22 protein-coding genes are annotated in these 22,870 nt (G+C 37.1%); 15 read left to right on the top strand and 7 right to left on the bottom strand.

Annotated features, from left to right (window positions below):
- The first annotated feature begins 183 nt into the window (after positions 1-183).
- Both DRF60_RS12335 and DRF60_RS12330 read left to right on the top strand, forming a co-directional pair.
- Positions 184-936, top strand: a complete 753-nt coding sequence (locus DRF60_RS12335; protein WP_116012345.1) for a DUF3575 domain-containing protein — start codon at positions 184-186, stop codon at positions 934-936.
- Positions 937-1,043: 107 nt separating this feature from the next.
- Positions 1,044-2,336 carry an MFS transporter gene (locus DRF60_RS12330; RefSeq protein WP_116012344.1) on the top strand — a complete coding sequence of 431 codons (1,293 nt, stop codon included), beginning with the start codon at positions 1,044-1,046 and terminating at the stop codon, positions 2,334-2,336.
- A 55-nt stretch (positions 2,337-2,391) separates the two neighbouring features.
- On the opposite strand, the gene DRF60_RS12325 is transcribed toward DRF60_RS12330, so the two are convergent.
- On the bottom strand, positions 2,392-2,604 hold the full coding sequence (locus tag DRF60_RS12325) for a hypothetical protein (RefSeq protein WP_034702111.1): 213 nt from the start codon (positions 2,602-2,604) through the stop codon (positions 2,392-2,394).
- A 481-nt stretch (positions 2,605-3,085) separates the two neighbouring features.
- Between DRF60_RS12325 and DRF60_RS12320 the strand changes: the two genes are divergently transcribed.
- From DRF60_RS12320 to DRF60_RS12300, 5 genes are all read left to right on the top strand, one after another.
- Positions 3,086-3,937: an alpha/beta fold hydrolase gene (locus DRF60_RS12320; protein ID WP_116012343.1), complete on the top strand. Its 852-nt coding sequence runs from the start codon at positions 3,086-3,088 to the stop codon at positions 3,935-3,937.
- Positions 3,937-4,407: an RNA polymerase sigma factor gene (locus tag DRF60_RS12315; RefSeq protein ID WP_116012342.1), complete on the top strand. Its 471-nt coding sequence runs from the start codon at positions 3,937-3,939 to the stop codon at positions 4,405-4,407. The genes DRF60_RS12320 and DRF60_RS12315 overlap by 1 nt, the downstream gene beginning before the upstream one ends.
- Complete coding sequence (locus DRF60_RS12310; RefSeq protein WP_116012341.1) at positions 4,397-5,008, top strand: hypothetical protein; 612 nt, start codon at positions 4,397-4,399, stop codon at positions 5,006-5,008. Before DRF60_RS12315 ends, DRF60_RS12310 begins: the two co-directional genes overlap by 11 nt.
- Positions 5,009-5,046: 38 nt before the next feature.
- Positions 5,047-5,658 carry a class I SAM-dependent methyltransferase gene (locus DRF60_RS12305; RefSeq protein WP_116012340.1) on the top strand — a complete coding sequence of 204 codons (612 nt, stop codon included), beginning with the start codon at positions 5,047-5,049 and terminating at the stop codon, positions 5,656-5,658.
- Between the two features lie 149 nt (positions 5,659-5,807).
- The gene (locus tag DRF60_RS12300) at positions 5,808-7,592 is read left to right on the top strand and encodes a M43 family zinc metalloprotease (RefSeq protein WP_116012339.1); all 1,785 of its coding nucleotides are present in this window, start codon (positions 5,808-5,810) and stop codon (positions 7,590-7,592) included.
- Between the two features lie 66 nt (positions 7,593-7,658).
- Here the strand turns inward: DRF60_RS12300 and DRF60_RS12295 are convergent, their stop codons facing one another.
- From DRF60_RS12295 to truA, 3 genes are all read right to left on the bottom strand, one after another.
- Entirely contained in the window at positions 7,659-9,419 is a 1,761-nt protein-coding gene (locus tag DRF60_RS12295; protein WP_116012338.1) for an ABC transporter ATP-binding protein, read from the bottom strand.
- A gap of 229 nt (positions 9,420-9,648) precedes the next feature.
- Complete coding sequence (locus DRF60_RS12290; protein WP_116012337.1) at positions 9,649-9,987, bottom strand: hypothetical protein; 339 nt, start codon at positions 9,985-9,987, stop codon at positions 9,649-9,651.
- A 52-nt stretch (positions 9,988-10,039) separates the two neighbouring features.
- The gene (gene truA, locus DRF60_RS12285) at positions 10,040-10,795 is read right to left on the bottom strand and encodes a tRNA pseudouridine(38-40) synthase TruA (protein ID WP_238640199.1); all 756 of its coding nucleotides are present in this window, start codon (positions 10,793-10,795) and stop codon (positions 10,040-10,042) included.
- A gap of 86 nt (positions 10,796-10,881) precedes the next feature.
- Here truA and lpxK point away from each other — a divergent pair, with 86 nt between their 5' ends.
- From lpxK to DRF60_RS12245, 8 genes are all read left to right on the top strand, one after another.
- Entirely contained in the window at positions 10,882-11,907 is a 1,026-nt protein-coding gene (lpxK, locus tag DRF60_RS12280) for a tetraacyldisaccharide 4'-kinase (RefSeq protein ID WP_116012335.1), read from the top strand.
- Positions 11,891-12,706 carry a purine-nucleoside phosphorylase gene (locus DRF60_RS12275; RefSeq protein WP_116012334.1) on the top strand — a complete coding sequence of 272 codons (816 nt, stop codon included), beginning with the start codon at positions 11,891-11,893 and terminating at the stop codon, positions 12,704-12,706. The genes lpxK and DRF60_RS12275 overlap by 17 nt, the downstream gene beginning before the upstream one ends.
- Positions 12,707-12,809: 103 nt before the next feature.
- Positions 12,810-13,325 (top strand): TlpA family protein disulfide reductase, encoded by a 516-nt coding sequence (locus DRF60_RS12270; protein ID WP_116012333.1) that lies wholly within the window; start codon positions 12,810-12,812, stop codon positions 13,323-13,325.
- Complete coding sequence (locus DRF60_RS12265; protein ID WP_116012332.1) at positions 13,325-13,780, top strand: GNAT family N-acetyltransferase; 456 nt, start codon at positions 13,325-13,327, stop codon at positions 13,778-13,780. Before DRF60_RS12270 ends, DRF60_RS12265 begins: the two co-directional genes overlap by 1 nt.
- 433 nt (positions 13,781-14,213) lie before the next feature.
- Entirely contained in the window at positions 14,214-16,589 is a 2,376-nt protein-coding gene (locus tag DRF60_RS12260) for a toxin glutamine deamidase domain-containing protein (RefSeq protein ID WP_116012331.1), read from the top strand.
- 11 nt (positions 16,590-16,600) lie between these two features.
- The gene (locus tag DRF60_RS12255) at positions 16,601-16,954 is read left to right on the top strand and encodes a hypothetical protein (RefSeq protein ID WP_116012330.1); all 354 of its coding nucleotides are present in this window, start codon (positions 16,601-16,603) and stop codon (positions 16,952-16,954) included.
- Positions 16,955-17,075: 121 nt separating this feature from the next.
- Positions 17,076-18,170, top strand: coding sequence for a DNA polymerase IV (dinB, locus tag DRF60_RS12250; RefSeq protein ID WP_116012329.1), 1,095 nt, complete (start codon positions 17,076-17,078; stop codon positions 18,168-18,170).
- Positions 18,171-18,219: 49 nt separating this feature from the next.
- Positions 18,220-19,692, top strand: a complete 1,473-nt coding sequence (locus DRF60_RS12245) for an alpha-amylase (protein WP_116012328.1) — start codon at positions 18,220-18,222, stop codon at positions 19,690-19,692.
- A 77-nt stretch (positions 19,693-19,769) separates the two neighbouring features.
- Here the strand turns inward: DRF60_RS12245 and DRF60_RS21145 are convergent, their stop codons facing one another.
- The 3 genes from DRF60_RS21145 to DRF60_RS12235 form a co-directional block, all read right to left on the bottom strand.
- Positions 19,770-19,937 (bottom strand): hypothetical protein, encoded by a 168-nt coding sequence (locus tag DRF60_RS21145; protein ID WP_157967959.1) that lies wholly within the window; start codon positions 19,935-19,937, stop codon positions 19,770-19,772.
- A 147-nt stretch (positions 19,938-20,084) separates the two neighbouring features.
- On the bottom strand, positions 20,085-21,428 hold the full coding sequence (locus DRF60_RS12240) for a carboxylesterase family protein (RefSeq protein ID WP_116012327.1): 1,344 nt from the start codon (positions 21,426-21,428) through the stop codon (positions 20,085-20,087).
- A 177-nt stretch (positions 21,429-21,605) separates the two neighbouring features.
- Positions 21,606-22,508 carry a helix-turn-helix domain-containing protein gene (locus DRF60_RS12235; RefSeq protein WP_116012326.1) on the bottom strand — a complete coding sequence of 301 codons (903 nt, stop codon included), beginning with the start codon at positions 22,506-22,508 and terminating at the stop codon, positions 21,606-21,608.
- Positions 22,509-22,870 lie beyond the last annotated feature (362 nt).

Below are 22,870 nucleotides of genomic sequence, written 5' to 3'. Positions count from 1 at the left end.
AAACTGAAGTAAAAATTTATTATAAATCTGTATTTCCGTTATGACACACACTGTAAACACACATTAGACAGTGAAAATAACAACTATATTAGTATTTTAAAATTAAAAACAAAATCATATTTACTTATTATTGCCTTTTTGCCCGTTTTTTGATGATATATTTACACCATAAAATATAAAGTCATGAAAAAGTTCCTCATCTTAATCCCCTGTTTCCTGCTTTCAGAAGCAGGCGCACAGGAACTACAGGCTGCCCCCGCAGAGAAAATGAATATTATTAAGACCAACGTTACAGCTTATGCATTCAGAAATATTAACCTGTCTTATGAAAGAGCTATTAACCAATGGTTTTCTCTTAACATAGGCTTTGGAACAATGACGCAGGGAAAGGTACCTTTTATCAATGCATTTTTGAAAGATGAAGATGAAAAAAGGTTCCAAAATCTGAGAGTAAAGGCAACCAACTTCACCATCGAGCCTAGGTTTTATATCGGAAGAGGTTATGGCAGGGGTTTTTACTTTGCACCCTACTACCGGTATTCAGATGTTTCGTCCAATAGCTTTGATTTCTATTACGATTATAATGCTGTCGACGGAAATACCTACCAGATTCCGCTAAAAGGTCAGGGAAGCACCAGTGGGAACAGCGGTGGGCTAATGGTTGGCGTACAGTTTTTCCTTACCAGAAGCCAGAATCTGGTTCTTGATTTCTGGATCGCAGGCGCCCATTATGGAAGCGGAAAGGGTGACTTCATCATGACCAGCAATTATGTGCTGACTCCGGAAATGCAGGCACAGCTTAAGCAGGAAATTGAAAATCTTGATATCCCTTTTGTAGATTATACCGTAGAAACGAATGCCAATGGAGCAAAAGTAAAAGTAGACGGACCATGGGCAGGCTTCAGAAGTGGATTATCGATTGGGTACAGGTTTTAAAAATGATATTTAAAGTTATTAAGCCGTTCTTAAAAGAGCGGTTTATTTTTTTGTAAAATTTGTATCTTGCCTTTCTTTATACTTCTTTATTATCTACAAATAAATCTATGAATTCATCACCCATAACCACAGGCCAGAGAATCAAAGCCATTGTGGGCGGATCTATCGGAAACCTTGTTGAATGGTATGACTGGTATGCCTATGCTGCTTTTGCCATTTATTTTTCCCATTCTTTTTTTCCGGATTCGGATCTTAATGCACAATTAATGAATACAGCGGGAATTTTTGCCGTAGGATTCTTAATGAGGCCGATCGGAGGCTGGATATTCGGAAGTATTGCTGATAAAATCGGAAGAAAAAAAGCGATGACCTTTTCTGTCCTTCTAATGTCTTTCGGATCGCTTCTTATTGCACTTACTCCAACTTATAAGACTATCGGAATTCTGGCACCTGTACTACTGTTGCTTGCGAGATTACTGCAAGGACTGAGTGTTGGAGGAGAATATGGTGTTTCTGCGACCTACCTCAGCGAAATGGCATCGGAAAACCGGAGAGGCTTTTATTCAAGCTTTCAGTATGTAACGCTTATAGGCGGACAACTAATCGCATTAGGGATCCAGCTGATATTGCAAAAACTTCTTTTAACAGAGACTCAACTTGAGGAATGGGGATGGAGGATTCCTTTTGTGATCGGAGCATTACTGTCTGTGATCGCTTTATATTTAAGAGCCAACCTTCATGAGACCGAAGCGTTTGAAAATAAAAGGAAGGTCAGTGAAAAGAAAAAAGGAACGGTCACCGAGCTTCTCAAACATCCTAAAGCTCTGCTTACTGTAATAGGACTTACTTTAGGAGGAACCTTGGCTTTTTATACGTATACCACTTATATGCAGAAGTTTTTGGTGAATACGGTACATCTTACCAAAGAGCAGTCGACCCTGATCTCTTTTATTTCATTATTTATATTTGCCTGCTTGCAGCCTGTTTTCGGAGCATTGTCGGACAGGATTGGAAGAAGACCTCTTCTTTTAGGTTTTGGAATTCTGGGCACGTTGTTTACAGTCCCTCTTCTTACAGCGTTAAGCACAACGACTTCTATGTGGAATGCATTCTTCCTGATCATGGCCGCTCTGATCATTGTCAGCGGCTATACTTCAATTAATGCTGTTGTAAAAGCAGAGCTTTTTCCTTCCGAGATCAGAGCGCTGGGAGTAGGACTTCCTTACGCTCTTACAGTAGCTATTTTTGGAGGTACAGCAGAATATATTGCCCTTTGGTTCAAACAGGCTGGAACAGAACAATATTTCTACTGGTATATTACAGGATGTATTTTGTTTTCTCTGATCGTTTACGCCGGAATGAAGGACACTAAAAAAACCTCAACACTGGATAAAGATTAATAATCAGTCATAAAAGCCGGGCGCCGCAGATTTTCTGCGGCGCCCGGTTATATTTTTAATGGTAAGCCTTTTTAAATTTCTCCACCATGCTATCCAGATTATGACGCTGGACATATACACTCTTCACTTCCTGGTACCTTGGCGATTTGTAAAAAACTTCGTGGAAATCCATACTTCCATTCCCTACTTTCACTACTTTCTGTACATCGATATTCAGTTTTTTCAGCTCGTCTTTAAAGACTTTAAATTCATCTTGTATATTGCTCATTTATATTTTGGGATTTTAGTTAAAAAAAATCAACTTTACACTCCATACCCTTCCATAACCTGGGGCATACTCTAAATTTGTAATAAAATTAGTGAATTTTTCAATATAATCATCAGGTAAATGATATTTTTTTATCCAATTTAATGAATATGTACGGATTTTACATTTTTTACTGATAGTTAAATAATTTCAAGATCTCTGATTTTATGGGAAAATCTATGTAAGGTGCCGATGAATTCAGGGAAAATATTGAAAAGAGATCTTTTTTAGTTGACCTATGTAAAATAGTTCAAAAAAATTATTTTTACAAGAGTGCTATCCTTAAAAGCTATTGAAATAATGCAAAGGCATTGTCTCAGTATGAATTTAAAAACACAAGGAAATCAAAAATTAAAAAATAATCATAAATAATTAACAATATTTTGTAACATTTTAAAAAAGCCTGTCTCTAAAAGGCAGATTCACTTTAAAATTTTATAAAATGAAAAAATACAAAATCTTCTTTATCCTGATATTAGTTTTTGCTGCTGTATGCAATATATTTGGACAAACAAAAATGTATCCTTTTGAAGTACAAAAAACAGGAAAAGGTAACCAGTCTATTATTTTTATTCCGGGATTTGCTTCTTCGGGAGAGGTCTGGAATGAAACCACAGCAAAATTTGAAAAGAATTTCACCTGCTACACGCTGACCATGGCAGGATTTGCAGGAGTAAAGCCACAAGCGGATACCAGCTTTAAAGACTGGGAAAAAGAAATTGCGGCTTATATAAAAGATCAGAAAATTGAAAAACCCATTATTATCGGACACAGTATGGGAGGTGGTTTAGCCATGGCTTTAGCAGCAGATTATCCGGAACTGATTGCAAAAATAGTTGTTGTAGATGCTCTTCCCTGTCTGGCTGCGCTATCGGATCCGAATTTTAAATCTAAAGACAATAATGACTGTTCCCCAACTGTCAATAAATTAAGGTCAATGACCGATGAACAGTTTAAACAAATGCAAACTGCTACCATTCCTCATCTCGTAGCTGATCCCTCCATGCAGGAAACAGTGGTTGGCTGGAGTATGAAATCCGACAGAACAACCTTTGCAAAAATGTACTGCGATTTTTCCAACACCGATCTCAGGGAAAAAATCCAGCATATCCAATGCCCTGCTCTTGTTTTGCTGGAATCTTACTTTGTCAATTTTAAACCGGCTATTGAAAATCAATATAAAAATTTAAAAACTGCAGATATGAGGTATGCATTAAAGGGGCTTCACTTCATTATGTATGATGACAAGGAATGGTACCTTGAGCAGCTAAATAACTTTTTATCATCCAAATAATGGTATTTGAAGATATATATGAAATGTACTGGCAGAAAATATTCCGTTTATGTATGGGGTATGTGAATAATTCTGAACTGGCACAGGATCTCGCACAGGAAACATTTATTATCGTCTGGCAGCAGCTTCCGAAGTTCAGAAATGAATCCGGTATCGGGACATGGATCTTTAGAATTGCTTCGAATACCTGTTTAAGGCAGATCGAAAAGGAGAAAAAATTTACCAAAACGGATCTTCCATTTAATCTCGAAGAAAAAAAACAGGAATCTCTGGAACCGCAGATACAGCTACTTTATCAGTTTATTTCGGAAATGCCGGAAACAGACCGTATCATTATTTCGCTGGAACTGGAAGAAATAAGACAGGCAGAAATTGCAGGAATCGTCGGACTATCTGAATCTAACATACGGGTAAGGATTCACAGGATAAAGGAAAAACTAACAAAAAGATTCAAAGAAAATGGCTACTAATATAGATTTCAAAAACCTCTGGAAACAGCAGACCGCCCAAAGACCCAGTATGGAAGAACTGCTTGGGAGACTGAAAAAATTCAAGAATGAAAACATAAGAAAACTCATTGTCACCAATATCCTACTAATCATAACCAGCACACTCATTGGATTGATATGTTATCACTACCAGCCTCAGATGATCACCACAAAAATTGGGATTATATTGATTATCCTGGCCATGGTTATATTTCTGTCTGCTTATAATCTATTGTTTATGAATTTTCACAAACTGGACAGCGATCAGACCAATACTGAATACCTGCACAGTCTATACTTACTCAAGAATAAACAGAAGTTTATGCAGACTACAATGCTGAACTTATATTTTATCATCCTGTTTGCAGGAATCTGTCTGTATATGTATGAATATGCTTTAAGAATGCAGCTGGTTTATGCAGTGGCTACCTATGCAATCACTTTTTTATGGGTAGGCTTCAACTGGTTTTATCTCAGACCTAGAACCATAAGAAAGCAACAAGCAAAACTTAATGAATTAATTGATAAATTTGAAGAAATTAATGAGCAGTTAAAAACTGACATATCCATTGACAACAATTGATAACAGGACTCTATTTACTCATGTAAAGCATAATAAAAATGATAGATACCAATAAGGAACACTGGGAAAACGTATATGCGACTAAAAACCCGGATCAGGTAAGCTGGACTCAGAAAAAACCACAAACATCCCTTGATTTTATTCATTCCTCCGGTTTGGGAAAAGGCGCCAGCATCATTGATATAGGAGGTGGAGACAGTAATCTTGTTGATTATCTTCTCGAGGAAGGCTATGAAAATATTACCGTCCTTGATATTTCGGCCCAAGCTCTGGAAAAAGCCAGAAAAAGACTAGGAGAAAAAGCTGATAAAATAACCTGGATTGCTTCAGACATTACAGCGTTTGAACCACAGGAAACTTATGATATCTGGCACGACAGAGCTACTTTCCATTTTTTAACGACTCCACAGCAGATTTCCCAATATATCAAAATCGCAGGCAAAAGTGTAACAGGGTTTATGATTTTGGGAACTTTTTCGACAAACGGTCCTGCAAAATGCAGCGGACTGGATATTCAGCAATACGATGCCGAATCGTTGCCAGCAAAGTTTGAAGCAGATTTTGAAAAAATAAAATGCCTTACAGAAAATCATATAACTCCTTTTGGTACAGTGCAGAATTTTGTTTTCTGCAGTTTAAAAAAAACTTAGGATATTGATTTCCCTATTTATACACATTCTATTATTTTACTGTTTTTTTCAATAAAAACTAATACCATTTAAATCAATATATCAAAAAATATAGTTTTTTGTTATTTATTTTATTATTTTTAGCACACCACAATTTAATAATATAATATATGAAAAAACTACTATTAATCATTGCTTCAGGTTTAGCCTGGTCAAATTTTTATTCACAAAAGATTGAATTCCAGGAGTGCGGGACTGATGAATTGATGCGAAAACATTATGAAAGACATCCGGAAGAGAAAGTTCAGGACGATGCTTTTAACCTGGAATTATCCAAGCTGATCAAAAGCGGAAAATTATCCAGCACATTAAACAAAAACCAGGTCTACGAAATTCCTATTGTTGTCCATGTAGTAGGTGACGGAAGTGCCATTGGGACAGTCAATAACAAATCTGATGCTGACATTATAGCATGGGTGAATTATACGAACGGAGTATTTTCCGGAAGCACAACCAGCGGAATGTCAGGAACCAGCTCTATATTGCCTGTAAAATTTGTTTTTGCCAAGGTAAATCCAAGCTGTACCCCTACCAATGGAATCAACAGAATCAATGCTTCTCATCTTCCAAAGTATGTGAGCGGAGGGGTGAATAATGATAATACCACAAATGCCGTAACGGCTTCCCAGATTACCGCTCTTGGAATGTGGGATACCAGTAAGTATTACAATATCTATGTTGTTAAGAAACTGGCATCTAATGCAGGTACCTTGAACGGATTTGCCTATTATCCGGGGGGCAGCAATGATTATTCTTTTATGTCCACAAGTGCATCTGCAGTGAATAAGCAAACTTTAGCCCATGAATTCGGACATGCTTTAGGTCTCCGCCATACTCACGAGGGCTATACTGAATCTACAGGAGCCTGTCCCACCAATACCGACTGCACTCTTCAGGGTGACCTGGTATGTGATACTGAACCCATGAAAAGCCTTTATCATTCGTCTGTTCCTTACACATGCCAGACAGGACAGATTAATCCTTGCACCAGCCAGGTTTATGCTGGTGGTGAAAGAAATGTTATGGCTTACACCTTTTGTTTTAGAGACTTATTTACCCAGGGGCAGTCCGACAGGGCAACTGCACAGCTTCTGCAGTACAGACAGTCACTGATCAATTCTCCGGTAGCCTCTTCAACTACACCTAATAACAGCTCTGTCTTAACCACAGCATGCACTCCGACCTCTATGACAAATCCCGGCAATTTTAATATTGGAATTACTTCTGTGAAATTCGCAAACATCAATAATTACTCTGCCAATTACAAACAGGCTTCCAATAATTTCTATGAAAACTTTACGGGAAATTACTGCTCTGGTATTTCAAAAACTACAATTCCTTCCAATAGCGCAACGATACTTACAGTTGCACCGGGAACCAGCAATTCACATATTATCAAAGCTTATATAGATTACAATAATGACGGACAGTTTAATGAGACCACAGAACTTGTGCTTAATCAAAGTGCAGTCAGCAGCGGTTCCGTTGCCACCGCCTCAGTAAGCCCTCCAGCAAATGCTGTAACCAATACACCATTGAGAATGAGGGTGATCGGTGAATTTAACGGAACAGCCGTTACCGCCTGTTACACACCAAAATACGGGCAGGTGGAAGATTATTCAGTGATCATTACATCCCAGAATGTGTTGGCTGATGAAAGTATAAGAAAATCAAGCACTACAGAAATCATTAAGGATGAAAGTTTTGTACAGGTAAAAAGTGATCTTAAAATATCTACCGTTCATATCTATGATGCCTCAGGAAGACTTTTGACCAGCAGAACAGATATAAAATCCTCTGAATTCAGATTTCCTGTCAATGAAAAGAATACTATCATCACTGTAACAGCAGTTTTGGAAAACGGAAAAGTAATCAATAAGAAATTAAAATTTTAAGGAATACATTTCAAAATGTAAAAGAGAGCTTGGAGCTCTCTTTTTATTTATTAGGTAATGTTGATCCTATGATTTTTGCTTTTCTTCTTCCAGCTCCACTTCGTGTCTCAACTGGGCTTTGTAAAGTGTTGAGTAATATCCGTTACGGTCAAGAAGTTCCAGATGTTTTCCTTCTTCTACGATCTTACCATGCTCCATCACAATAATTTTATCTGCCTTTTCAATGGTAGAAAGTCTGTGGGCGATGATAATAGAAGTTCTGTTTTGGGTAATTTTTTCTGTTGCTCTCTGGATCAGTTTTTCGCTTTCGTGGTCTATAGAAGAAGTGGCTTCGTCCAGAATAAGGATTTTAGGGTCCGATAGATAAGCTCTCAGGAAGGACAACAGCTGTCTCTGACCCAAGGAAATAGAGGAACCTCTTTCGCTTACCACAAAATCATACCCTCCCGGAAGCTGCTCAATAAAATGATCTACTTCAATTTCTTTTGCTCCGGCTTTTATTTTTTCTAAAGTAATGCTATCGTCTCCAAAGGCTAGGTTTTCAAAAATGCTTCCGTGGAAAAGAAATACATCCTGAAGGACCACTCCTATATGACTTCTCAGATTATACAGTTCGTAGTCTTTTAAATTAATATCATCAATGATAATCTTACCGGAATTAATATCATAAAGCCTTGTGATAAGACTGATAATGGTAGATTTTCCTGCACCGGTTGCCCCTACGATAGCTACTGTTTCTCCAGGATTCACTTTAAAATCAATTCCTTTAAGCACTTCCTGTTTGTCATCGTAAGCAAAATGCACCTTCTCGAATTCAATTTTACCGTCAAAATGATCTTTCTTTACAGTTCCTGTATTGGGCATGGCATAATCTTCATCCATGACACCCAAAACTCTTTCTGCTCCTACAATACCTCTCTGGATATTATTGAAACGGTCTGCAATTTGTCTCAACGGACGGATCAGCATGGAAATATACTGTATAAATGCAATAACAACACCGGCACTGATTGTGATATAACCTCCATAAAAAAGGATAAATCCTATAAATAAAGAAGATATAAGTTCTACAACCGGAAAGAATAATGAGAAGATGAATACTGTTCTCAGTAAGGCACTTTTCAGGGTGATATTAATGTCATCAAACTTTTTAAATTCAGCTTCCTGCCTGTTAAATACCTGGATAATAGGCATCCCCGCGAGTCTTTCCTGAACAAAAGAATTCTGATTGGCTGTCCAAGTCCTTTCATCCCCGAATGCTTTTTTCAGTCTTTTCTGGAAGAACCTGGTAATCATTACCATTAAAGGCAGGATCGCCAATGTGATATAGCTCAGATGCACATTGGTATTGAACATCATGATCAGGACAAATGCAATTCTGAGAATATCCCCGAAAACCATAAGAAAACCGTCTGTGTAAACCGTAGCAATAGTCTCCACATCCCCTACAGCACGGGTTACAAGCTGCCCTATAGGTGTTTTATCAAAAAATGATGTTCTGAAATAGATCAGCTTTGCATACAGTCTTTCCCGGATATCGCGGATAACATTCTGCGAAATAAAATTTGAAAAGTAAACCAGGAAAAAGTTTAAAATAGTCTCTGCAAAAACCAAAGCTACCAGAATATAGATATGCTTCATCATCAAAGCATTATCTTTCAGTTTGGTAATGTCGTTATCCACCACCTCCATGGTAAGATAGGGTCTATAGGTAGAAACTACGGACAGTAAGACAGAAATAATTAAAGTAAGGATGAACCAGGACCGGAATTTCATTCCTATAAAGAACAGCCTCTTAACAATCCCCCAGGTATCTTGTTTTTTCATTGTACGAGTTGAAGAAAGAATTTAAAATTCTATGCAAAAATAAGACTTTAAAATTTGACAGCCTTTAGAAATTGACCAAATCGTCATAGAAAATTTCAGATAAAAGCTATTTACAATATGAATATATTAAGACTTATCTTATCTGTTTAATGCCTCCAAAATACCCGGAACTTTTAAATATCTGACAATACATCCATGACTTCGAAAATTTCAGCCACCAGAGCATTCATTACAAATCTTTATCCCCAATCTTTTCAATTTCCAGAGAAGGTTTATCCAGATGTTCTTTCGCAAATTTTTTTTCAAGAAAATAGTAAACTCCATATACAGCTGCAATTGAAATAATCCAGCTGATAATATTAACCAAGGAAAATCCGGTATAATCAACATTTACAGAAGCAGGATCTGTAAGACCTTTGTAAATTCCATAAGAAAAACCAAAAACCAGCTGCGTTCCTAAATACACTCCGATCGCCAAAAGACCAAAGTGCCATTTTGTTTTTCCGAACCTTTCAGCCAGCTGTGCATAATATCTGTAAGCTCCGATAAGAATAAAAATTGATAACATAATTCGTGTTTTTTATATATTAATTTTAAGGAATATTCTAAATTCATAAAAATTAAAATTCATACCCTACATCCACAAGAAACAATCCGTGCCCCGGAGCCGAAGTTCCTGCAGCATTACGGTTTTTGTCCTCAATGATTGTACGCAGATCTTCGGGTTTTATTTTTCCGCTTCCAATCTCCACCATCGTTCCTACAATAGCACGGACCATATTTCTCAGAAAACGGTTGGCTGAAACCGTAAATTTAAGTTCTGTCCCATCCTGCTCCCACTCTGCTTTGTACATTTTACAGATATTGGTTTTATTGTCTGTTTTTAATTTAGCAAAGCTTGTAAAATCCTCATATTCAAATAAAATCTTACAGGCTTCATTCATTTTATGAATATCCAGAGGTCTTTTCCAGTGCTGCCATGCCGATTCTTGGGTAAAAGGATTTTTCGCCAGGGAAATATAATATTCATAGGTTCTGTATGTCGCATCAAAACGGGCGTGAAAATCGTCCTTCACTTTAAAGATCTGCTTTACAGAAATATCAGGGGGCAAGAAACTGTTTAATTTATAGGGAAGATTCATCTCATCCACAGGCTGTTCCGTGTCAAAATGAGCAAATATTTTTTTAGCATGAACGCCTGTATCCGTTCTTCCGGCACCTGTCGTTTTGATCTCTTCTCTTAATATTGTAGAAAGTGCTTTTTCCAGTTCTTCCTGTACAGTAATAGCATCCGGCTGTATCTGATAACCGAAATAATTTTTCCCGTTGTAAGAAAATTCAATAAAGTATCTCAATGTAGTATAATAACTCAACAAAAATACTTTAAATTAACGAAATATTTGTTGAAAGTCTTTGAGAATATTATATAAAATCCTTATGAAATTCCTATTTTTGCAGACGTATGAAAAGATGGTACCTTTATCCTTTTTCCCTCGGTTATCATTTGGTAACGGGTATCCGAAACACAATGTATGATCTGGGAGTTTTTAAGACAACTAAGTTCAATACCCCGATAATTAATGTCGGAAACCTTTCTGTGGGCGGAAGCGGAAAATCGCCTATGGTGATGTATCTTGCCCAGTATCTGTCCAAGCATTACAGGACAGGAGTACTTTCGCGCGGCTACGGAAGACTGACGAAAGGATATGAAGTAACGAATTATGAAAGCAACTATAAAATTGTAGGTGATGAAGCCATGCAGCTTTTCGAACGCTTCAAAAACCGCTTCGTCATTGCCGTTTCAGAAGAAAGAGTTCCCGGAGCCAAAAAGATCATTGAAGATATGGATCTTGACGTTCTTGTTCTGGACGATGCCATGCAGCACAGAGCGATCAAAGCAGGATTCAATATTCTGATGACGGATTTTAATAATCCTTATTTTAAAGACCATCTGCTTCCGGCGGGTGACTTAAGAGAATCCAGAAACGGATCCAAAAGAGCAGATATCATCATGGTCAGCAAATGTCCTGATGAGCTTACTGAAGAAACCAAACGCTATTATATTTCAAGGATAAGACCTTCTTATAACCAAAAAGTATTCTTTTCATCCATCAGTTATGACGAAAATGTGTACGGAAAAGATAAAATGCTTCCGGATAATAACCTGAACTATTATGATATCCTTTTGATTACAGGAATTGCCAACCCCAAACCGCTTCTGGAGCATCTGGCTAAATTTTCACAGCGGGTTAAACATTTAAAATTCAGAGACCATCATAATTTTACGGATGACGACATCAAAAATATCAGCGCAGAATATAAAAAATTAGGAGAATATAAGCTGATCCTGACTACCGAGAAAGATTATGTCCGTCTGAAAACTTTTGACTATCTTAGAGATATTGTTTACTACTGGCCTATTAATGTTATCATTGATAAAAAGGAAGAATTCAACCAAATCATCTTAGATTATGTTAGAAAAAATTAAACAGACCGCCGATTTCATCAAAAATACGATCAAAGAGATTCCCGATTTCGCTATTGTTTTAGGATCCGGATTGGGAAAACTGCAGGATGAAGTGGAAGCCCTCCATATTTTGGAATATCCTGAGATTCCTAATTTTCCTCAGACCACTGTTGTTGGGCATGGAGGAAAGTTAATTTACGGAATTCTGAACGGTAAAAAGGTTCTTATGATGAGCGGCCGTTTTCATTATTATGAAGGCCATTCTATAGAGACTGTGACCTTTCCGATAAGAGTTTTTCACCTGTTAGGTATTAAAAACCTCATCCTTTCCAATGCCTGTGGCGGTGTAAATCCTGCTTACAACGTTGCCGATATTGTTATTTTAAAAGACCATATCAATATGATGCCTGAACATCCGCTTCGTGGTAAAAACATTGAATCGTTCGGACCGCGTTTTGTGGATATGAGCGAACCTTATAACAAAAAAATGATCTCAGCAGCCGAAAAAGTTGCTGCTGAAAACAATATTAAAATCCACCAGGGAGTATATGTGGCTCTACAGGGGCCTACCTTTGAAACGCCGGCAGAATATGGAATGATCAAAGCCATCGGTGGCGATATGGTAGGAATGAGCACAGTTCCGGAAGTAATAGTTGCCAAGCATATGGGAATGAATGTTTTCTGCATCTCCGTGATTACAGACCTTGGCGGACCGGATATTGCCTTTGCCGTTTCTCACGAAGAAGTTCTGAATGCCGCCAATAAAGCCATGCCGAATGTGATCGCTGTAGTAAAAGGTTTGATCAAAAACTATCAATAGATCTTTATAGATATTTTCAATCTCATAAATTTTTCCTAATTCATAAGAAATCAATCTCCAATTGCGTTTCATTGTTTAGATTTGTATAAATGAAATTGAGAGAATGAAAAAGTTCGCATTAATTCTTATGATCAGTATTTTCGGACTAAGCTCCGCACAGCAGCAACCGAAAGTTCTAAAAACCAGTTTCTCCAAAGAAGCTCTGGTGCAGAAGCTGGAAGATGAAGAAGGAAAAAACATTACCATTCAGCAGATTCTTGACCAGCATAAAGGAAAAGTTTTAGTGATTGATTTCTGGGCCGGATGGTGCCGAGATTGTTTAAAAGCACTTCCAAAAGCTGAAGAACTTGAAAAAAATAATCCGGATGTAGATTTTGTTTTCCTTTCCCTTGAAAGATCAAAAGAGGGTTTTGACAAAAGTCTGGACAGATTCAATATGAAGGACAAGGATAATTATTGGTTCTCTTCAGGATGGAAAAATGACTTTAACAATTATATTGACCTAAACTGGATTCCTAGATATATGGTTGTAGACCAGAAATCATCTATTGCAAAATATTACGCTATTTCCCCTGAAGATCCGGAAATACAGGAAACCATTAACCGTCTTTTAAAATAATGATCACAAGAGAAGCTACAGAACAGGATCTTCCGGTCCTTTTAGAATTTGAGCAGGGTATTGTTTCTGCGGAAAGACCATTTAACAGTACCCTTATTGATGGAGAAATTCATTATTATGATCTGCTTCACTTGATAAGATCTGAAGAAGCTTTGGTACTTGTTACTGAAGAAGAAAACGAAATCATAGCTTCCGGTTATGCGTTGGTCAAAAAACCTGGAAATAACTATTCTAATTTCGACCGATATGCTTACCTAGGATTTATGTATGTAAAGCCCGAACACAGAGGGAAAGGGGTTAATAAGCTGATCCTCGATGAACTGATCAGCTGGGCAAAGTCCAAAGACATTTCTGAAATAAGACTTGATGTGTATGCCCAAAACGAATCCGCTGTAAAAGCGTACGAAAAAGCAGGTTTTGAACCATTACTCGTTACGATGAGAATGAAAACGTAATAATGTAAGAAGTCTGAAGCTGGAAGAGGGAAGTTATTGCAGTCCAAAATCAAAACCACAGTAAAATTTTACTATTTTTTTTAACATAATTCTCCAATTTCAGGGACCTGTTTAAAATTATTGACCAACAGTAACTTCCAACCTCCTTCTTCCAGCTTCCAACCGCATTTGTATAGAATTTAATTCAAAATAAGGGAATCCATATCTTTGCGGTATGGATTCTTCTTTTTCCACCCGTAAGGTTTAAATATATCATTATACGGGATTCCATTTTCTCAGCACACAAAATTTTCACAGAATCCTTATTTAAAAATAATCAAAAAGATTATCGATAGATTATATTACGTCAAGTTTTGTCGTTACCTGCCTCTACATTTACGTCAGAGAAAAAAAAGACAAATGTTAAACAAACAAGACGACTAAAAACAAAGAAATGGAAAAATTTGATGACGAATTCGGGGATTTATCTGGATTTAAAATCTTGTCTTTCGAAGAAGTAAGCAATGGATTCAATAGAAACAAAAATCCTTTTCAAGGGCTTTCAGGAATACAAAATTCTGAAGAAATCGAAGCTAAAGCTGATGAATACATTAATCTTACCAAATTACTGGGAGATATAAAATCAAACTATAACGGGGGAAAAGGAAAGCAAATGCAATATGCATTCAACGAATATTTCCAGGATATAGCCCAAACCTATATTATGGATGGACAAAAGCATATTGATGTTTCCGCTAAGATTTACCTCAAAAATGGCATGGTAAAAGTTTCTCAAAACTTGGGATTAGACAAACCCCGCATGGAAGTTTTTTTTGATGAAGATGACAGGCTTACCTATGCTCTTACATTCCGTTATGAAGACACTATGCAGGATGCCATAGAACTGAGGACACATTCTTTTGTAGAATACAAAGACCTGTTACTTTATTTGGGATATGGAAATGTGGAAACAGATTATGATGCTTCATTATTTTTCATCAGAGAATTTATCCACTTTTTAGAAGGCTCCGAAAGAGCAGATGATTTATATAAAGTATATGGAGATTTGCCAACCAGTTTTATTTTAAAAATACATCTTCCTACTGATGTAGTGGTAAATCATCTGAAAATGTTAACAAAAGAAGATAATACAGGATGGTTTAGCTGGACAAAAGACACTACTTCGCTTTTAATAAAAGTAATGGGGATGTTTAGAAAATTTCAGGATGCGGCAGATTATTTTTGGAAAAATCCCAAATTGCTTACCGAAATTTATGATAATCTGGATGGACATTCAGAAGTATTGGGGCAGCTTAAATCTAACCGCATTCTTTTTGCTTCTGTACTGAATGTATTTGCCCAAAGAGATGTCAATTCTAAAAGCAAAATAACTAACAACATACTTCTGAACGGAAATAGCTATTTTATCGAAAGTAATATTCTGGAACTGAACGATACCCTGAACACTATCAGAGGAATTATTAGTTTTGATTGGGATTTCGACTATAAAGATGCCATTTTTCTACAACAGAAAAGAAAAGTGAAGCAGAATGTAAAAATAGTCCCGAAAGAAGGAGATCCGTTGGCTGAAGAAACCGTAACTCAGAATATAGATCCGGGCTATTTCTATCATCCTATGAATCTGGTCCATTTTACAGATAAAACACAGGGAAAAGCAAATCTGGTAACAGCCTTATTTATAAAAGCGATTGCAGATGAGGAAGAGTGGGCAGAAGTAATGCAGAATATCCGTATTGGTGGAGATATTGTTGCTATTATAGCAGGATTTATGACGATGGGACTTACAGGTAACCTCTCCGTACTGGCTATTGCAGATATAGGTTTGGCGAGTCTCGATTTAGCATTAATGAATGAGGATGTCAAGAAATGGGTTTCTGATTTACCAGGCGGAAAATGGTTTGTAGAAAACTGGGATACCATTTACGCTTTGGTGGGAGCAGGAATTTTAAGTGTAGTGATGATTGAAGGAATCCTTACCCATGGTCCGGCTCTTTTGGAAACGATAAAGAATCTAAAAAATGTAAAAGGAAATTATCTTATTTTTACAAAGCAGCTGGAGAAACTGATAGAAGAACTGCAAGCCTACCAACTGAGAAATCCAAGTAATGTAATTGAAGAAGTGGTTCTGGTGGGTGGGAAAAATGGGCTTTTGAAGAAACTGTTAAAACCCTTTTTAGGAGCAGATGCCAATTTGGAGTATATTATAGAACAATTAGGTAAAAGAAAAATTTCAGTAAAAAAAGCAGGAGATAATCTTTATGAAGTTTACTACAAAGATGATTTAGTAATTTTAGCATCTGAAAAAGAAACTGGAGTTTTTCTAAGAAACAATTTCTATAAAACAGAAAGGCAGCTGGAGGAAATCGTCTTTGGTGGAGCCAGTAAAAAATTATTTTCTATATGGAAAATAAATTTAAAAGAAGGAAGGTATAATTGTGTGAATTGCACTATAGCTACAGATGCTACATTAGCAGGGAGGCCAGCTTCTGCATTACCATATACTATTCAAACAAGATTCAGAAACGGGAGATGGGAAAATTATACTTCCTTTAATAAGGGTACAAGACTTAATGTTTTAGAAACGGAATTTGGTTCTAAATTTTCAGACTGGACAACTGACTTGGATGTTTTATTACAAGATTTAAAACCTGGAAAAAGAGGTATAATTGCAGGTATCAAAAAAGGGAAAAACGAAGGACATGTTTTCAATGTAGTTAATGAAAAAGGAGTGATTAAATATTTAGATGGCCAAACAGGTAAACGAACTAAACTAATCTATGATTACTATCAATTTTTACCAACAAATTAATTAAAAAAATTATGTACACAAAAGAGCAAGCAAGAGAAAAAATGCAACGTTTTGTAGATTATCAAAATAATTTAATTATCTGGAACAAAGAAGGTGAGCCTGATATTATAATATATGATAACGAAACAAAAGAATATCCATTTGGTTGGATATTTCACTGGCAGGTAAAAAATATCACAGAAGATCATTCTAACTTTTTATTTGGAAACGGACCTATTATTATAGAAAGAGATAGTCTTAATATGTACCAATTAAAAACTGCTATTTCTACTGAAGAGAATATTGAATTATATAAAAAAGATAAAAATAAATTATTACAATTAGAGGAAGACCAAGACGGTTTTTTTGATCCAGTAAATCTATAACTTTCAGACCAAAACTTTAGGGAATTATAGAAAATCCTGTTCTGACTCTCCACTCGTTACGATGAGAATGAAAACGTAATAACAATTTAATTCAAAATAAATGAATCCATATCTTTGCGGTATGGATTCTTCTTTTTCCACTCGTAAGATTATTCATGTTGATATGGATGCATTTTATGCTTCCGTGGAACAGCATGATAATCCTTCGCTCAAAGGGAAGCCTATTGCCGTAGGAGGAGAACACCGTGGTGTAGTTTCGGCAGCAAGCTATGAAGCAAGGAAATATGGCGTGCGCTCTGCGATGCCCAGCAAGACAGCTAAGGAGAAATGTCCTCATATTATTTTTGTTCCACCACGCTTTGCACGATATAAAGAAATATCCAAACAGATCCGTGAAATTTTCCATGAATATACTGACCTTGTGGAGCCTCTTTCCCTGGATGAAGCGTATCTGGATGTCACGGAAAATAAAAAAGATATAGAATCTGCTAATCAGATTGCAAAGGAAATTCGTCAGAAAATATTTGAGCAGACCGGATTGACCGCTTCAGCTGGAATTTCTGTAAATAAGTTTCTCGCAAAAGTAGCTTCGGACATCAATAAGCCGAATGGACAGAAAACCATTCATCCTGATAGAATTGAAGGTTTTCTTGAAGAGCTTCCTGTCGAAAAATTTTACGGTGTTGGGAAAGTTACAGCTAACAAAATGTTTAGTTTAGGGATTTATAAAGGAAAAGATTTAAAGAAAAAAACGCTCGAAGAACTGGTCAGACTTTTTGGAAAATCCGGCGGTTACTATTACAATGTAGTACGCGGAATTCATAATTCTGAGGTAAAGCCACACAGAATCCAGAAAAGTGTTGCCGTGGAGAGAACTTTTTTTGAAGATCTTTTTGATGACCAGGAAATCAATGAAAAACTGGAGCATTTGAGCCAAGAGCTTCATCAGCGGCTGCAAAAGAATAATATTTCAGGAAGAGCTTTAACCTTAAAAATTAAATATAAAGATTTCTCTCTTTTTACGAGAAGCTTTACAAAAGAAGAATATTTCACTTCTGCCGAACAGTATTTTAATACCGGGAAAAAGCTTTGGGAACTAAGACCGTTTGATAAGCCTGTAAGATTGCTGGGGCTATCTCTCTCCCACCTCAACACCGAGGAAAAAAAACAGGTTTCCATTCAACTAAAAATCCCGTTTGAAGAATTTGAGAATTAACAGGTGGAAAAAATTCACTATCTTGTAGGGACCAACCAAATTACAGCCTATGAATGCAACGATGATTCAGTTTTTCCACTGGTATTCCGAAGGAGATGGAAAGTTATGGAAAGAAGCAGAAAAGGAGGCCGCCTATCTGGCAAAATTAGGAATCACTTCAGTATGGTTTCCCCCTGCCTATAAAGGAACCAATGGAGGCTACTCGGTAGGTTACGATGCTTATGACCTGTATGACCTCGGAGAATTTGACCAGAAAGGCAGCATACCCACCAAATATGGTACCAGGTATGATTATATCAAAGCTATTAAAGCTTTAAAAAGGCAAAATATAGAGGTAATTGTAGATATTGTTCTGGGGCATAAAGCCGGCGGGGATGAACTGGAAAAGTTTAAAGCCGTAAAGGTAGACGAAAACAACAGAGAAAAGATTATTTCCGAGGTCATTGAGATAGAATCTTATACTAAATTCACGTTTCCCGGAAGAAAAAAAAAGTATTCGGATTTTGAATGGAACTTTACCTGCTTCAGCGGTGTAGATTATGCCGAAGGTATGGATTCACACATCTTTAAAATACAGTCTGAGTACGGAAACGACTGGGAAGAGATGATTGACGATGAAAAAGGGAATTACGACTACCTGATGTACAACGACATCGAACACCGGAATCCTTTTGTACGCGAAGAGCTCAATAGCTGGGCCAAATGGTATTTCAATGTGACCGGTTTTGATGGGGTAAGACTGGATGCCTTAAAACATATTTCATTTGATTTTTATAAGGAATGGCTGACGATGCTCCGCTCCAATTCCGGAAAAAATATTTTTGCGGTCGGGGAATACTGGGCCCCGGGGCAGCTCAATCTTCTGCAGAAATATATTGAGGTAACGGAAGGATGCATGAGCCTTTTTGACAGCTCACTACAGAACAATTTCCATACTGCATCTAATGAAGGCAGCTCTTATGATCTCCGCAGGATTTTTGACCAAACCCTCACCCAGGCAGATCCTATGCACTCTGTAAGTCTTGTGGATAATCATGACACGCAGCCCCTTCAGGATCTTGAAGCTCCGGTACAATCATGGTTCAAGCCGATAGCTTATGCGTTAATTCTGCTTCGTGAGAATGGATATCCATGTGTTTTTTATCCTGATCTCTATGGAGCCCAGTATGTTGATAAAGGTAGAGACGGTAATTCCCATGAGATTTTCCTGCCCAAAGTGGATGGTATAGAAGAACTTCTGAAGGCAAGAAAGGAACATGCGTATGGAACACAGAGGGATTATTTTGAAGATACCAATTGTCTGGGCTGGACGCGTGAAGGTGACGATGAGCATTCGGGGTGTGCTGTGGTTCTAAGCAATAAAGATGCCTACAGCAAACCTATGGAAATGGGAAAACAGTATGCAGGCAAAAAGTTTCATGACTTGCTTAAACGGTTTAAGGAAAAAGTAATCATTGATGAAAATGGATGGGGAGATTTCCCGGTCCCTGCAGGTAATGTAAGCGTATGGGTTTCCGAGTAATCCTTGTAATACATATAAAAAAGCATCCATAGCTCTTTGCTTATGGATGCCTTAAATTAGTTTTACTGACAGAATAATTAGCAGTGGATGTACCTGCAATTCTGTATATTAATGGCCCATTCGCAGCAATAGCCGTCCTCGTTGGACGTACAGCATACCCTGTCCCGGACAATACCCTCTCCTTTTAGATTCTTAAGTTCTTTTCTGTCAAGTTTTCGTACGTTGGTAAAAAGTTTTGGCTTCATAATTAATAGTTTTTTTGGTTTAGTTAGCCTAATATACGTAAAATATCATAATTACCATCCCAATATATCACTAAATAGATACTTAAAGCTGTCTATTCCGCAGGTCAAACACTTACATTGTGCTTTCTTACAAAATTTTATGTACGTTTACTTAAAACTTAATTTTTGGATTTTCAGAATTTCAGGTCTTTCTGAATCATCAGAAATACTCCCGTTTCTTGCAAATTCTGCCCAAAGCGTTCGGAGTTTTTTACCATTCTCATCAATGTATTTCCACGGAATATTTTTTAACATTTCAGAGGATTTCCAGGCCGATTCATTTCCGAAAATCAACGGAAGATCAATACAGTGTGGAGCCCAGATAGGATTGTCTTCTGATCTGGAATGAATTCTAAATAAATAAACGTTCCCTCCTGCCTTTGCATAATTTTCAGCAAATATTTTTGCCGGAGTTCCATAAATAAGTTCAGTGGTTTTTTGAACCGTTTTATCCATAATCTTCAGTCCTAATCCTTTCCCGAAATATTTATTCAAAGCATCAGATGTTTTAAGATAAAATGCTGTTTCATCATTATTCAGACCAATGAGTACATCATATTTTTTTGCATTTGTTTTCCATTTCTCTATAGACTCCTCTTCTTTGCATAAGGGTGGAAATCCGTACTGAATACCGAAAGGCATAGCGGCCTTCAAGCCATATTTAATGACAGAAGGCACATATTTTCTGTATTCATCCATCATTTTGAAAACATCCGCTTCGTCTTTCAGACTTTCAGTTTTTTTGAGAAATTCGGCGGACATTTTCTGTCTTTTATGGCGTAATCCCAACGGTGCACTCTGGATAATCACTCTTTGAAACAGCCCCTCAACACCTTCGGAAATCATAAGATGGGCAATAGCATCACCGCCTGAAGACTGCCCTAAAAGAGTAATATTTTCAGGATCACCTCCAAACTCTACAGTATAGGCTTTGATCCATTTTAATGCTTCTATGATATCGAGCAGCCCCAAATTAGGCGGCCTTTCATCACCGCCCAAAAATCCGAAAAGCCCGAGCCTGTAGGAAACGGTAACAACAATAATCTGCTGTTCCCGCACCCAGTCACTGGGATCAGAAGTAGGAAGATCGCCACATCCTATTTCATGAGAACCACCATGGATCCATACTATTACAGGCAGCTTTTCATGCTCTGTAAAGCTGCCAGGACGGAAGACTGAAAGATACTGTGTAGATTCATCAGGATCAAAGCTCTCAAGATGGGTAGGCCCAATCATTTTTTCTACCAGCGGACTAATGGCCTGCGGACAAACGGGAGTCTTATCCGGGAAAATAATTTCTGAAGGTGAAGGCTGTTCTGCAACAGGTTTTTGAAATCTCTCAGAGTGGGCATACCGGATGCTTTTGGCCCTGATGACTCCTTTGTTTTTTAATGCAATAACTTTCCCGAAAGAAGTCTGAAAAATGTGGGTTGTGGTCCGCTCAACGGTCATTTTAAAAACTTTGAAAAATTTTATTTATTAAAATTAATTTAGTTTTTTGAAATGAGAAAATATTTTTTGGAATTTAAACACGAATGACACGAATTTTTTACACGAATTTCACAAATGATTATGGATAAAAATTATGTTATTTGTGATAATATTCGTGGCATTTGTGGTTTAAAATAATCAGTTTAGCATTTTATATTCGCTTGGAGAAACACCGACTTTAGCTTTGAATAATCTTGTAAAATGCTGCGGATATTTAAATCCGAGATCATAAGAAATCTCACTGATTGATTTTGACGGATTCAGGATCTGTTCTTTGGCAACATCAATCAGCTTATTATGAATAAATTCCTGAGCGGAAACTCCCAATTCTTTTTTGATCAGATCACCGAAATAATTGGCAGACAGATTCAGTTTTTCTGCAAAGTAATTGACCATCGGGAAACCTATATTTTTTGGATTATCAGATTTAAAATAATCATCCACCAGATTTTCAAATTTACCGATGACACCCTGGTTAATATGATCTCTTGTAATAAACTGACGGTCGTAAAACCGCATGCAGTAATTTAAAAACAGTTCAATATTGTTGACAATTAACGATTTACTGTGCTTGTCGATAGACTGTTCGAGCTCAAGTTTTATATTTTTAAAACATTCGAGAACAATTTCCCTTTCTTTTTCTGAAAGATGTAATGCCTCATGTACGTCATAGGAAAAGAAGCTATAATCTTTGATATTTTTGCCAAGATTAGTTCCTTTAATGAGATCCGGATGAAATAGCAATGCATATCCGCCCGGCTGTATGGGTTTTCCGTCGTTCGTAACTCCGCTTACCTGCCCCGGAGCAATAAAAACCAGTGTGCCTTCCTGATAATCATAGCTGTGCTTCCCGTAATGCATATCGCCACAGATCACATCTTTCAGAAAAACGGTGTAAAAAGTATAGGTTCTTTTATACTGGCATATAGGATCTGATTTTGCAAAATCTACCACACTTACCAACGGATGCAGCGTTTCATGGTTCACCATTTTATTGTAATCTGAAATACTGTTTACTTTTTCAACTTCCTGATATTCCATTTACTATCTTTTTAAGCTTATTCAAAATTACCACTTTCCTGCGGACCTTTTTAAGGTGTCTGTAAAATTGGTAGGTATTCCGGTAATCCGTATAAGTTGTGTTTACTTAAAAGTATCGACTTTTGTACCATTATGGAAACATTCAATACAAATATATTTCCCACAGGAGATCCTAAAGCTTTTTTCAGGAATAACCGCCTGGGCCCAGCTTTTAAAACTGAACGAAGATGATCTGAAATTGCCAGACTGGAAATGTTATTCTGAACCCGGATGCAGAAATAACCGGCATTCTCACGTGGAGGCCAGATTTTAATTGTAACTTCAGGAACAGGATTTATCAGGAAATAAGAAGAGCAGCACAG

It is taken from the genome of Chryseobacterium elymi (assembly GCF_003385495.1).
Taxonomy (GTDB): Bacteria; Bacteroidota; Bacteroidia; order Flavobacteriales; family Weeksellaceae; genus Chryseobacterium; species Chryseobacterium elymi.
Note: the sequence above shows the minus strand (reverse complement) of the source record. Positions and strands in the feature narration are given on the sequence as shown.

Bases quoted from the DNA above. Each gene is read 5' to 3' on its own strand.
- DRF60_RS12255 (WP_116012330.1), top strand. From the start codon at position 16,601: ATGTACACAAAAGAGCAAGCAAGAGAAAAAATGCAACGTTTTGTAGAT.
- DRF60_RS12300 (WP_116012339.1), top strand. From the start codon at position 5,808: ATGAAAAAACTACTATTAATCATTGCTTCAGGTTTAGCCTGGTCAAAT.
- DRF60_RS12290 (WP_116012337.1), bottom strand. From the start codon at position 9,987: ATGTTATCAATTTTTATTCTTATCGGAGCTTACAGATATTATGCACAG.
- lpxK (WP_116012335.1), top strand. From the start codon at position 10,882: ATGAAAAGATGGTACCTTTATCCTTTTTCCCTCGGTTATCATTTGGTA.
- DRF60_RS12335 (WP_116012345.1), top strand. From the start codon at position 184: ATGAAAAAGTTCCTCATCTTAATCCCCTGTTTCCTGCTTTCAGAAGCA.
- DRF60_RS12330 (WP_116012344.1), top strand. From the start codon at position 1,044: ATGAATTCATCACCCATAACCACAGGCCAGAGAATCAAAGCCATTGTG.
- DRF60_RS12235 (WP_116012326.1), bottom strand. From the start codon at position 22,508: ATGGAATATCAGGAAGTTGAAAAAGTAAACAGTATTTCAGATTACAAT.
- DRF60_RS12320 (WP_116012343.1), top strand. From the start codon at position 3,086: ATGAAAAAATACAAAATCTTCTTTATCCTGATATTAGTTTTTGCTGCT.
- DRF60_RS12315 (WP_116012342.1), top strand. From the start codon at position 3,937: ATGGTATTTGAAGATATATATGAAATGTACTGGCAGAAAATATTCCGT.
- DRF60_RS12240 (WP_116012327.1), bottom strand. From the start codon at position 21,428: ATGACCGTTGAGCGGACCACAACCCACATTTTTCAGACTTCTTTCGGG.
- DRF60_RS12310 (WP_116012341.1), top strand. From the start codon at position 4,397: ATGGCTACTAATATAGATTTCAAAAACCTCTGGAAACAGCAGACCGCC.
- DRF60_RS12270 (WP_116012333.1), top strand. From the start codon at position 12,810: ATGAAAAAGTTCGCATTAATTCTTATGATCAGTATTTTCGGACTAAGC.
- dinB (WP_116012329.1), top strand. From the start codon at position 17,076: ATGGATTCTTCTTTTTCCACTCGTAAGATTATTCATGTTGATATGGAT.
- DRF60_RS12295 (WP_116012338.1), bottom strand. From the start codon at position 9,419: ATGAAAAAACAAGATACCTGGGGGATTGTTAAGAGGCTGTTCTTTATA.
- DRF60_RS12245 (WP_116012328.1), top strand. From the start codon at position 18,220: ATGAATGCAACGATGATTCAGTTTTTCCACTGGTATTCCGAAGGAGAT.
- DRF60_RS12275 (WP_116012334.1), top strand. From the start codon at position 11,891: ATGTTAGAAAAAATTAAACAGACCGCCGATTTCATCAAAAATACGATC.
- DRF60_RS12265 (WP_116012332.1), top strand. From the start codon at position 13,325: ATGATCACAAGAGAAGCTACAGAACAGGATCTTCCGGTCCTTTTAGAA.
- DRF60_RS12305 (WP_116012340.1), top strand. From the start codon at position 5,047: ATGATAGATACCAATAAGGAACACTGGGAAAACGTATATGCGACTAAA.
- DRF60_RS12260 (WP_116012331.1), top strand. From the start codon at position 14,214: ATGGAAAAATTTGATGACGAATTCGGGGATTTATCTGGATTTAAAATC.
- DRF60_RS21145 (WP_157967959.1), bottom strand. From the start codon at position 19,937: ATGAAGCCAAAACTTTTTACCAACGTACGAAAACTTGACAGAAAAGAA.
- DRF60_RS12325 (WP_034702111.1), bottom strand. From the start codon at position 2,604: ATGAGCAATATACAAGATGAATTTAAAGTCTTTAAAGACGAGCTGAAA.